11 protein-coding genes are annotated in these 11,726 nt (G+C 37.2%); all 11 read right to left on the bottom strand.

Annotated features, from left to right (window positions below; genetic code table 11):
- Positions 1-7 precede the first annotated feature (7 nt).
- On the bottom strand, positions 8-1,009 hold the full coding sequence (locus FN001_RS04710; RefSeq protein ID WP_142410995.1) for an acyltransferase family protein: 1,002 nt from the start codon (positions 1,007-1,009) through the stop codon (positions 8-10).
- The gene (locus FN001_RS04705) at positions 993-2,411 is read right to left on the bottom strand and encodes a lipopolysaccharide biosynthesis protein (RefSeq protein WP_142410994.1); all 1,419 of its coding nucleotides are present in this window, start codon (positions 2,409-2,411) and stop codon (positions 993-995) included. Before FN001_RS04705 ends, FN001_RS04710 begins: the two co-directional genes overlap by 17 nt.
- Complete coding sequence (locus FN001_RS04700; protein ID WP_142410993.1) at positions 2,408-3,511, bottom strand: polysaccharide pyruvyl transferase family protein; 1,104 nt, start codon at positions 3,509-3,511, stop codon at positions 2,408-2,410. The genes FN001_RS04705 and FN001_RS04700 overlap by 4 nt, the downstream gene beginning before the upstream one ends.
- Entirely contained in the window at positions 3,508-4,842 is a 1,335-nt protein-coding gene (locus FN001_RS04695; protein WP_142410992.1) for an O-antigen ligase family protein, read from the bottom strand. Before FN001_RS04695 ends, FN001_RS04700 begins: the two co-directional genes overlap by 4 nt.
- A 12-nt stretch (positions 4,843-4,854) precedes the next feature.
- On the bottom strand, positions 4,855-6,018 hold the full coding sequence (locus tag FN001_RS04690) for a glycosyltransferase family 4 protein (protein ID WP_142410991.1): 1,164 nt from the start codon (positions 6,016-6,018) through the stop codon (positions 4,855-4,857).
- A 21-nt stretch (positions 6,019-6,039) separates the two neighbouring features.
- Positions 6,040-7,137: a glycosyltransferase family 1 protein gene (locus tag FN001_RS04685; protein WP_142410990.1), complete on the bottom strand. Its 1,098-nt coding sequence runs from the start codon at positions 7,135-7,137 to the stop codon at positions 6,040-6,042.
- A gap of 10 nt (positions 7,138-7,147) precedes the next feature.
- On the bottom strand, positions 7,148-7,642 hold the full coding sequence (locus tag FN001_RS04680) for a glycosyltransferase (protein WP_142410989.1): 495 nt from the start codon (positions 7,640-7,642) through the stop codon (positions 7,148-7,150).
- A 15-nt stretch (positions 7,643-7,657) separates the two neighbouring features.
- Positions 7,658-8,125 carry a PssD/Cps14F family polysaccharide biosynthesis glycosyltransferase gene (gene pssD, locus FN001_RS04675; RefSeq protein ID WP_142410988.1) on the bottom strand — a complete coding sequence of 156 codons (468 nt, stop codon included), beginning with the start codon at positions 8,123-8,125 and terminating at the stop codon, positions 7,658-7,660.
- Between the two features lie 16 nt (positions 8,126-8,141).
- On the bottom strand, positions 8,142-9,389 hold the full coding sequence (locus FN001_RS04670) for a nucleotide sugar dehydrogenase (RefSeq protein WP_142410987.1): 1,248 nt from the start codon (positions 9,387-9,389) through the stop codon (positions 8,142-8,144).
- Between the two features lie 775 nt (positions 9,390-10,164).
- Positions 10,165-11,004, bottom strand: coding sequence for a nucleotidyl transferase AbiEii/AbiGii toxin family protein (locus FN001_RS04660; RefSeq protein WP_142410986.1), 840 nt, complete (start codon positions 11,002-11,004; stop codon positions 10,165-10,167).
- Positions 11,005-11,586 (bottom strand): type IV toxin-antitoxin system AbiEi family antitoxin domain-containing protein, encoded by a 582-nt coding sequence (locus FN001_RS04655; RefSeq protein WP_142410985.1) that lies wholly within the window; start codon positions 11,584-11,586, stop codon positions 11,005-11,007.
- Positions 11,587-11,726: the final 140 nt, after the last annotated feature.

Raw genomic sequence — 11,726 nt, 5'->3', positions numbered from 1 at the left:
GGGAAATTCACTTCAATTTTATCTTCTTTATGTGTAAAATATCTACTATAAATCTAGATATCAATGTTGAAATCGCAATCACCAAAATTGGTTTTACAGCGCTCCACAGTACCCCCCCCCCGTGCAAATCACATATTTTCATGACTGCAATATGTAAAATATAGATGTACATGGAAAGTTTCTTTCCAATATACTGAATGGTTTTATTATATCCGTTCGGATATGTCATGCAAAAAACAAAAAGGGCAATGACCGCTATATATGTTCCCACGTAAAACTGTGATTCCACAAATATTATTCTCTCCAATAGACTCAAAAGAAAGCCAAACAGTATTACACACTGAAGTTTTCTTTTTGATATTTCAAGTGCACGAAAAACGATTGCTTCCATGTTTTCTCTCAAATAAATCCCCAAAAGAAAAAATGGCAACGCTCTAAATATAAAGACATTATATAATGCAACTCCATAAAAAGAAATTTTCAGTCCAAATCTCGGTAAGATTTCACTCATCACCGAAAACATCACAAGCAACAAAACTATAATGTTCTTTTTCCACTTACCACAAATTCTCTCTTTCAATACTCCAGCAAATATATAGCAATAGAGTAGTGCACCTAAAAACCACAGGTGGCTATATACAAATGGGCTATTTGAAATAATCAACTTAAAAAGTGTTTTTCCCGTTACTATGTTTTCAAATTCTATTCTTTGCTTTAAAATGAGAATATAAATGGCAGAGAACGCAAAGTAAAACAATGCTGCTCCCATCATAATTCTAACAATATGCAATATTTTTTCTTTATTCTTTTTATAGTTATATTCGCAATTTGAACCATATAGAAAAAAGAAGCCAGATACCATATAAAAGTATGGAACTCCAAACTTGGCAACTGTTCGTAATATATTACCAATATAGCCAGGGAACTTACAATGAATCAATACAATAAAGCAACACGCAAATGCTTTGAAATAATTATAGCTTTCAATTTCTTTACTCCTTGTTGCCATTGTTTCCTCCGCGTTTTAAGCTATTAACCAATTTTAGAATCAAATCCGAATTAGCGACTGCAAAAAAAGTCACCCCCATAATCATATTTACAATATTAAGATAGAAATTTTTAATAAAGCAAATATACAGCATTACTATTAATGCAAACAAATAAAATATCTGTTCCTTTATATAGTAATTCATCGGCTGAAACTTTTTTGTATCCACCAAACGATATAAATATAGCAAAAAATAAGCTGCTAATGTCGATACTGATCCTGCTGTAATACCGAGCACATTAATAAAAGCAACATCGATAAGTAGATTTACTATTGCTGCTACAGTTGTCGTCACACCCACACTTTTAGTTCTTTTATGTGCGACATATATTCCCCCCTGAAATGCCGACATACAATAAAAAAACATTCCCAATATTAAAACAGGCATCTGCGTATACGCGTCAGAATAATCTCCACGAATCAGAAGAGAAAAAATAATCGGTGTAAAACCAATAAGAATAGCTGTAAACCCAAACATCATTCTCAACACACAATTAAACATTTTTGAGTAGTATATCCCAGCATCTTTATCCCCGACTGCAATAGACGCATTCTCTTGCCATGCCATCACAAAAATAGACTGTGCTATTGATAACAAATTTGGTATTTTATTGGCCACTGCATATACAGCATTAGCCTCTACTCCCAACACTGCAGTTATAATGAGTCTATCCGAAAGTTTGAGTACCCAATTGGATAAGTTATTCGGTATCATGGGCCATGAGTATGATATCAATTCCTTAATTTTTGTCCAAGACACCATCCTCCAATCCAAGTATCCAAACAAGTTAATCTTCAGTGTCAAATATACTGTTGCAGCAAAATCTGCCAACACTAATGAAAAAATTGCGCCACTCAAGCCTGTATTTTTTACTTGTAAGACAAATACAACAGATATACAGTTCACAACCGATACTATTACTGAACTAATCGAATATAATTTATTATAGGACAAGCCTCTGGTGACTTGCGATACAGTAATATAGAGAATATCTCCAACCAAATACATTCCAAACAATATCCTATTCAGTATGCTAATATCCTTCCATATAAATGCCGCAATACAGGAAACCACAACAGAGATTGGAACTGTTACTACAAATATATTACTGATAATTTTAGCAGACTTTTCTTTATCACCTCGGCAATCAATCAAAAATCTAAATGCAGCGGATTGTATTTGCAATGTTGCTATTGGTAAAATCAGCATGACCAAGGTAGAAATCAAATCGTATGTACCATACTCGGTCTTTGTCAACTTTGCTGTAATAATTGGCAGTGTAATAATCGCTACAAATTTTGGAAGGAACTTACCAATTCCTAGAACAGCAGTATTTTTTATTAATTCTTTTTCCCTGCTCATCTCAAAGCCTCTACGAATTTTGCAAAATAATGTTCTCCAAGGCTTCTTTCTTTAGTGACAGCCTTCGAATAATCTAACTTCTTAGGAGATTTACACAATTTAATTGTTTTATCCATATATTCAGTGTCAGTTGTAGAAAGGAAGGTATTCAACATGGAATTTCGATTCAACAAATCATAAATTTTTCCGTGTTCTACATTCTTTTCCCTAGAATCAATAGCCACAAAATATGTGTTACTTATCATTGAAAAGCACACGCCATGAAAATAATTGGAAACGAGTACATCAAGTGCAGTAATTACATCAATCCATTCAAAAGGCGTCAAGCTAGCCGTCTTTTTATAGCCTGGCCATTGACGGTATAACGAAACCAACTCGTATTCTTTTCCAAATTCGCTCCGTATTCTTCTTGCCAATTTTTCATCATTTAGCATAATTCCCAAAATTGGTCTATCAATTCTAACATTAAATCTATTCTTCAGTATTTCTTTTCCTCGTTCTTTACTGGGTTCAAAATCAAAAAGAAATACTGGATCACAGCACAATTCTATTTTTTCACTTTCTCTTATAATGCGATTCAATTCGCTGTATGTAAAAGAATCCCTAACACCAATAAGAGAGAACTTTCTCAATGTCCCCTTTACAACCTCTATTTGCTCTTCGCTCAACATAGAGAAGTCTGATCTTGATGATGCTGCATACGAAAACCGTTGATAATTATTATTATCAATCAACCAGTATGGATTGGGGAAGCCTCTGAATGAATCTATTTTCCAAATCTCATCACTTCCTGCAATAATGACATCATATCGATTTGCTATAAACTTTTCAAAATCGGAAATCGAATCACTGACCAAGCTCTCTTTAGAAATTGGCAAATTTCTAAGTTCGCATTTAAACATATTTCTTCTAATTTTTTCGTTATACCATCTAATCGGGTTTCGATTATGAACTTTATAGCGTTCTTCCGCGCATTTCATATCATAGTCAATGATTTCCGCCTCATAACCGAAACTTCTTACCTTCATAGTCAACGCATACGCCTGAAGGTAAGCCCCATAGTTATTTGCTCTATGATATGTTAATATACCAACTTTCATCTAATTTCCTCACATCTTACTTCTTTACTATTTTTCTTAATTTTATTTACTGTTGCAAGGCCCATAGCCACCGCAACCATATAAGGCAAGTAGCACTGAATATCATAGAGTGGATTACCTGAAACAGCATATAATAAAAAATAAATTTGCATTGCCATCGATGTACCTAATGAATTCAGTTGATTATGCGATATGTCCAGTTTCCCTTTTCTCCAATTGCTCAATGTCTTACCAATAATTATTACACTAGCAATCATCGCTCCAAGTACAATAATGCTTCCCAAAACTCCAGTTTCACAAAGTAATTGTAAATAAACATTGTGTGCATTATTCTGGTTTGCTGCATACTGGTAATATTTTCTAAAGGAGAATTTAAAGTTACCCCATCCTATTCCAGTAATTGGTTTTTCCAAGAAAAGCAATATAGCGGGAAGCCATAGCATTTCATACCGCTTATTCGTTATATCATTTAAATCTGTACTTCCCAAAATTGCAACTATTCGTCCAACAGCACCCCCTAAACCCGGAATCAATGTCATAATCAACAATGCACTTAATATTGCTATAATTACTATTGCTATGTAATTATATCTTCTGCTCGCATTTTTGGGTTTAAAATATAAAAAGTAAACGATCAGCACTGCCAAGGCCGGAAATAGCAATGCAGATCTTTTTCCCGATAAAAGCGTACCTGTTAGCATAATTAATATGCCAACCAGATCCTTTATTTCAATTCTGTCTTTGTCATTAAAAATATTACTAGCAAAAAAGCACATTCCTATGGACATATAGATTCCCATTGTGCTGTAATGAGAAGTTAGTCCTGTCATATATCCATTATGAATTTGATTAATCAGCTCATTGGAATAGTATTCACTAGATTCGCTCAGCTTAAAAAGCGGCACAATGTACTTTATCAATATATTTCTAGCAAATAAAAAAATCACTCCCGTACAAAAGTGAAACAGTGCAAATCCCTTAATAATTTTAATTGTTGATATGCACCATGTATCATTCACTTGTAATAACACTACAAGTAATGTCCCTATTATCAACTGTGCAATTGCCATTGTATTTCCATCTTTTAAATCATAATTATTGGAAAGTGCAACAGCCAAAGTTGCAATCCACAAAAGAGAAAATCCCGTAAATTTATAATAAAATTTACCATTCACTATGTTAGCTGCAAAAACCAAAGCCATTCCAATAATGAGAACTATCGTTGCTCCTGCATTGCTACCATACAATGTTTTAATAAGCGATTTTGTAAATGCAATTAATAGAATCAAAAAGACTCCAATACTACATAGGTTTGATTTCTTTAGTTTCATAATATATACCAACTATTTATGACTTACAGCTTCAAGTAACACTTTTTCTATCGCATTTACATTTTCCTCCATTGTAAAATGCGAATTACCATACTGGATAGCTTTTTGGGCAAGTTCCTTTCTAAATTTTTCATCACTATATACTGTATAAATTTTATTTGCCAAATCATCAACGTCATTTTTCTTATACAAAAGACCGTTTTCCCCATCTACAACAATATCTAATGTTCCCCCCGCAGCGACGCCAATTACAATCAAGCCACTCCTCATGGCCTCAACGGTAACTCTTCCAAAAGGTTCATCTGGATTACACATCAGCTCCACATTCATTTGGGAACGTAATTTCCCCATATCCTTTACTTCCCCTAGAAATTCCACATTATCTTCTAATCTATTTTCACCGATGAATTTTAGTAAAGACTTTTTGTATTCGGCATCACTTTTTTCCCCTTCTGTTCCCGCAAAAGACAATTTTATATTTGTAATTCCCCGATCAACAAGTATTTTTAACGCTTTCAAAGCATCAATATGATGCTTTGTCGGAGAAATACGTGCGGTTAAAACTATATTAAAAATACCATCTATCTCTTTTTGCTCTGAAAGCGGAATATCCTCCACAGGAATTCCATTTGTAATTAGAACAATTTTATCTGTTAATCCTCGTTTTTTCCATTGGTTTTTCAAGTCGCTTGAAATCACAATAATCTTATTGGCGTGATTGTATAAAAATTTCTCATATCCAATAATTTGTGGAACATTCGTACCGTCCAATGGCTCCCTATCGTGAATCACACTTGGTATATTTAATTTCTTTGCTGCAAATAGCCCACAATATGGCAAAATCGTATTAGTATAAACCACATCATAATCGTTATTCTTAATCTTATTATAAATTTCTATTCCTTTAATTTTATGATGAATATATTTTCCGTACAATATCGAATAGCTTATTATTCTCATTGGTCCAGAGAATGGTTTAGCTCCCATACGATAATACTGACAATGCCACCATGGTATATTCTCCATCGTTAATGCATCATTTAGTTCTCCTGTTTCTTTAGGAAGAATCACATCAATTTGATGTCCTTTGTCTCTAAGACCTTTTAGAACAGCTAACAGCGATCTATTTGCACCGCCGCTAAAATTAGATCTATGTGTTAATACTAAGATTTTCACTACTTTTCCTCCAACACCTTATTATGAATGTAAATATATATCCCTCAATATTTTTGCAGACTCATTAATGTCAAAGCCGTAATTTTGGGCATTATTTTGTGCACACAGTGAATTTTTTTCTCTATTATTGGAGTGAACCATCTGAACTATTTTTTTTGCCCATTTTTCTGCTTGTTCATCCAGCGAGAGCAGTTCGAAATTTTCCGATATTACGCACTCTTTCGTTATAGTATCTGCCGCCAATACCGGAAGGCCATTTAGCTGCCATTCAATGGCAACTAATGGAAGTCCCTCAAAAAGTGATGGTAAAATCATTCCATCCATTGCGTTTAAATAGTCATAAACATTATCGACAGTTCCCAAAAAAGCAACATCTAATCCTTTTGCCTCTTCTTCAATTTCTGTTCTCTTCGGCCCATCACCAATTAAAAAGAACTTCACATTAGAGTCGAGTTTTACTATTTCCTTAAAGATATTGATTAAAAAACTGTGATTTTTCTGCTCAACAAACCCTCCTACATGCCCAATTGCTAATTCTTTTGTAAGTCCAAGTTGTTCTCTCATCAACTGTCTTTTTTCTGGATTATAAGAAAATTTTTCAACATCTCTGCCATTATTTAAGACCATAAATTGCTTTGTTCCAAACAACCACTTTCCCGCGTCTTCGCCACAAGCCAAAGCATCTGTATAAAACAAATTAAAAAAAGGTCGCAAAACCTTGTCTGCTTTCACTTGGTCACACCTTGTGTTATGGGAGTGCGCAATTCTTTTTTTTGCACCTCCCAGCCAGGCAGCAATCATTTCAACGGCAAGAGTTGCACTATTTCCATGTGCATGAACTATATCAATATCATTTTTTCTGATGAACTTTGTTAATTCATGAAAATACTGTATCGGATAAGTTCTCCTATTCGCAAACTCAACAATGATGCAGCCCAAATCTTCAAGTTGCTTTTTTATACCCGGTCTACAGTCTATTGTCGATACAACATAGAACTCAATTCCTTCTCGATTCATGGCTCTTAAGCACTCAAGAATCACACTTGTAATCCCATCATAAATTAGACCTACTGTACTGATTATAAGCACCTTAACTTTTTGCTGTTTGTATTTTTTCATTTACACTTCCTCAATACAATTTGTTTACCAGTTTTTCTAGTTCCTCATTAAACTTTGCATTATTGCTACTCATGCCATGTCCCATATCAGCAACAATCTGATCGTAGTTCGTGATAATATCTCCTAGTGTATTAATGTCTTCCACAGGAATAATCGTCCCCATTCTCTGCGCCACATTCCTTGCAAACTCAACCTGATGGTCGTTCACATGCTCATTAAACTGATGCTGACGCGGCACAACAATGGGAGTTTTGCCAATTTGTAGTGGCATAATGAAACTTGCTGGGCCACCGTGAGTAATCACAATCCGGGCATCAGCCACATTCTTTACCATCTGCTGATATGGAATTAATTTGCTCCATTGGCAGTATTTCGGCTCGTAAGTACTGAAACCAGTCTGGATAACTACATCATCCTGAATAGTACCATCCTTCTTTAGTTCATCTATCTTCTGTATTAACCGATTAAACGGTTGTTCATGTGTTCCCACCGTCACAAAAATCATTTTTTCGTCCCCTACTTAGAATATGCTGCCAAGATTGACCGCTTTCGGATAAACCTTTTTCTGTTCCTCCCACTGCACAACAAATTTGTCTACAATGGGGTAAACCATTTTTCCTGTCATAGTCGGCTTATCAATTCGATCAAAAACCTCAATATAAACCAGTTTTGCGCCCATCATTTTTCCAATGTAAAAAAACGGAACCGCAACTGCTGCACCGCAGGAAACAATCAAATCAGGCTTTTCCTTGTGAAGCACATCCCACGCAATTTTGGTATTTTTAATCAGTGCTTTCAAACTCCTGTTTGTCGGATAGTAACACGGATATACTTTCTCACCTTCAAGCAAACTTCGTGCATCCTCTTTATCAAAAGTTACCCAAAAATGACTTTTGTTTTCCCAAAATGGCTTTAGCATATAAAGATGGGTTAAATGTCCTCCAGATGAACCCACCAAACATACTTTTATTTTCTGTTTATCCTTCATTCCACTCGCTCCCTTATTAATCTCTCTGGAAAATGTCGCGAGTGTATACTTTGTCCTTTACATCGTCCAAACATTTATCATATCGATTTGCAATAATAGCATTACTCATTTCCTTGAACTTAGCCAAGTCGTTTACAATAACGCTGCCAAAAAAAGTCTCTCCATCTTTCAGAGTCGGCTCATAGATTACCACTGTTGCTCCCTTAGCCTTAACGCGCTTCATCACGCCTTGGATAGAACTCTGGCGGAAGTTATCAGAATTAGACTTCATTGTCAAACGATACACACCAATAGTCACAAACTTTTCTTTAGCCTCATTAAACTCATTTTCTTCATCATAGCCATAATAACCAGCCAGTTTTAGGACACGATCCGCAATAAAATCTTTGCGAGTACGGTTAGACTCCACAATTGCTTCAATCAAATTTTCCGGTACATCGACATAATTTGCGAGCAGCTGTTTAGTGTCCTTGGGCAGGCAGTACCCGCCGTAGCCAAAGCTCGGATTATTGTAGTGACTACCAATACGCGGATCAAGGCAGACACCATTGATAATCTGCTGGGTGTTCAGGCCCTTGCTCTCTGCGTAGGTATCCAGTTCGTTGAAGTAAGCCACACGCAGGGCCAGATAGGTATTGGCAAACAGCTTAACGGCCTCCGCCTCTGTGAAGCCCATGAACAGAGTGTCGATGTTCTCTTTGATTGCGCCTTCCTGCAGCAGGCCAGCGAACTCATGAGCGGCTTCAACCAGACGCTCATCATTCAGATCAGTACCAACGATGATGCGGCTCGGATACAGATTGTCATAAAGAGCCTTGGACTCACGCAGAAATTCCGGGCTAAAAATGATGTTCTTGCTGTTGAATTTCTCACGCACGGAAGCAGTGTAGCCCACAGGAATCGTGGACTTGATGACCATGATAGCGTTCGGGTTATATTTCATGACCAGCTTGATCACAGCCTCGACTGCAGATGTGTCAAAGTGCTGCGTGTGGCTGTCGTAGTTTGTAGGGGCCGCAATTACAACAAAGTCCGCATCAGAGTATGCAGCCTTTGCATCCAGCGTTGCGGTCAGGTTCAGTTCTTTTTCTGCGAGGTACTTTTCAATGTAGTCATCCTGAATCGGGGACTTACGGCTGTTAATCAAATCCACTTTCTCCGGGATTATATCCACCGCCGTTACCTGATGGTGCTGGGAGAGCAAAGTGGCAATGGACAATCCCACATATCCCGTACCAGCCACAGCAATTTTATAATTTTTCATAATATTCTCCTCCTGCCTTTTTAGGCTCTCTCAAAAATAGACTTTTTAAATTTATATACACATCCTAAAAGATGGTATTTCCCATGTTATGTACAATCAGTTACGTGTTTCTCTTTGTTGGCACGTCGTGTAGATACAACGGCATTTTTTATACGTTCGCATTTTCTACACTACTTATGCTTTTCTTGATTTTCCGAATATCGGTTTACGCGATTACTCATTTCATTGCACGACAACAAGCCTGTATACAGATTGCCGTAGCGATCTATACGCAGGCTTGCCTTCGTACCTCCTTATTCTGTTTTCTGCTCTATCAGCTTTCGCTGTGGTGGGTTAAGTATAGAGCGCAACCAGAAGCCATTAACCCCTGAAAGCACGCTGGTTATAACGCACCATGACAAGCAGAAACAAGTTGAGGTGAAAAGGTCAAGCCGCGCAAACCCGCATGAAATCAGGATTTTTTCTGGTTGTCCATATTATTTCACACTCCCCATGAATGGTAACCACAACCCTCTTTCCAAACATCTTTGGAAGCCATGAGAAAAAAGCTGGACCTTCTGCATGGATATGAACCACATCATATGTTCCAAAAGCACTGTACAGTGCCGCGAAGAAAGAGGAACTCACCGCTGCAAGACCCCCTGATGTCAAGATAGGGGCGAAAACTTTTTAGAAAAAATCGCAAAAAAATAAGCCCTACAAGGCTTTTAGTCAGTTCTGTGAACCGACCTGAGCCTTGTAGGGCTTTACTCGCTATTCTATTTTCAATGGTAGCTTATCGAATCCAATCCATCAATTTTCTTACGCCGCTTATCACACTGGCATAATCAATATCTGCTGCATACGAGTATTTCTTCCGATATGCTCTCCATAGCACTTGAAGCTGTTCATCTGCTTCAATAATTTTGATAATCTCCGCGGCCTGCTCCTGCAGATGATCTGTTCCTCTCTTGTTACAAGTTGCCGCAAAAGCATCCTTCAAAACAGCCTTATTGACTTTATCTTCGTATGTATCAAGCAGCATCCGTATATCGTAAAAATCTCTCATTCGGGTGTTTAAGATGCCCCTCGCCAAAACTGTCTGCAACTTCTCGGCTAATATAGTTTCCAAATTATACGACCATAGACTGATAGAACGATCTTCCAGCAAGAGATCATAATTGAATTCGATTGCTCGTGGGGTAATCACGTCGCCCGTGGAAATATCAATTTTCAAAGGCGTAATCAATCTTCCCACATTGGCGTTCATGGTAACGCGGATTCCCGGATACTCCATTTCATCCATGATATTGGAAACATCTTTAACCTCAAAAGAAACACCGTCGTCAAGGTCAATATCTTTGACCTGATTGACAACTCGCAAGGCATCCTCCGCAGATAGATTTAGATTCTTCATGCTGGTGTCTATGTCCATCGTGGAACGGTGCGCAACACCAATCATTGCCGTAACTAGTATTCCGCCTTTGATAATGAAGTTATCCCGATATTCTGATTGTGCCAGTCTTTCCAGAAAACGCTCCATCATATAGATTCGCATGAGTGTCCTTGCGTCTGCATTGTTCTGTTTTGCAACGCTCTTGATACGCCCTTTTATCTGTTCAGGTGTAAATCCCATTTACAGTAGTACCTCCATATAATTTCGGATGATCTTATCCACTCGAAATAGCTTTGCATACTTCATCAGTTTATTAAGGTCCTTATCTTTTCTCCCGACATACGCTTTTAATACCGCATTGAAATCCTGTACTTCTATAGAACTTCTACTCCGCACCAAGTCGCAAATTGTCCGTTCCAAATCGTACATAGGAATTTCATTTCCCTGATTGCTTTTTACGATTTGCTTGCCAACGTCAAGAAGTTCCTTTTTTACTGTATAAACCTTATAGCCATCCTCTTTCAAGCGGTGAACATTATATCCACTATAAATCGTGAGTGTATGAACAAGCGGTTCCCGATCTGTCAGCCCATAATAATAGAACGCTTCATCATGAGAAAACACTCCCATCGGGCAGCGGCGGTGCAGCATTTCTAATTCGTCAATCCAAGTATCTTTTGCTGCGTATACGCCATGTCCGACTTGCTCGTATTCATTGGCCTTTACATATTTATAAAACTCAAATTTCGTTAAACCTACTTTTGTTGCAAGCTGCGGTGTTAAAATCTCATGTGTTTGAGCCAAATTGTTCATGTTCATCATAAGCGTCACCTCACCTTCGTGCTTATATTGTATTCCAAATAAGCACGAAAGTCAACGCAAACTTTCTTTTGTGCTTATTTCATTTGCAATATTAGCACATTCGTCCACTCAGCCTTACTTGATGCTCCCTATTCAACGTG

The sequence above is a fragment of the Clostridium sp. Marseille-P7770 genome, assembly GCF_902143525.1.
Lineage (GTDB): Bacteria > Bacillota > Clostridia > Lachnospirales > Lachnospiraceae > Pilosibacter.
Note: the sequence above shows the minus strand (reverse complement) of the source record. Positions and strands in the feature narration are given on the sequence as shown.